Origin of the sequence: Haloferax sp. S2CR25 (assembly GCF_031624535.1) — an archaeon.
Taxonomy (GTDB): Archaea; Halobacteriota; Halobacteria; order Halobacteriales; family Haloferacaceae; genus Haloferax; species Haloferax massiliensis.
This window is the reverse complement of record NZ_JAMQOO010000041.1, coordinates 1-514: the sequence shown is the minus strand read 5'-3', so window position 1 is coordinate 514 and position 514 is coordinate 1. Positions and strand designations below refer to the sequence as shown.

The following is a 514-nucleotide window of genomic DNA, read 5'->3' as shown; positions in this document are numbered from 1 at the left end:
GAACCCCCGGAGGCATAGGGAAACCGATACGGCCGCAGTCTTTGACCAGGGCCACCGTCTTCAAGGGCGGGGAGCCAACCGGATGCGACCCGAAACCAAGTGATCTACGCCGGAGCAGGGCGAAGCGTGGCGAAAGCTGCGTGGAGGCCCGTTAGAGTTGGTGTCCTACAATACCCTCTCGTGACTCTGGTGTAGGGGTGAAAGGCCCATCGAACTTGGCAACAGCTGGTTCCAACCGAAACATGTCGAAGCATGACCTCTGATGAGATAGTTCGTGAGGTAGAGCGACCGATTGGGAATCCGGACTCCGAGAGGAGTTCGCTTCCCTGTCAAACTCCGAACTTACGAACGTCGTAGACTCAGGGAGTCCGGTGTGCGGGGTAAGCTTGTGCACCGTGAGGGAGACAACCCAGAGCCAGGTTAAGGACCCAAAGTGTGGATTAAGTGTGATTGAAGATTGTCTCGAGCCCTAAACAGCCGGGAGGTGAGCTTAGAAGCAGCTACCCTCTAAGAA

The 514-nt window shown here is 56.4% G+C and carries 1 rRNA gene; it reads left to right on the top strand.

Going from position 1 to position 514, the window contains the following annotated elements:
• Positions 1 to 514 (top strand): 23S ribosomal RNA (locus NDI65_RS22190); the annotation flags it as partial.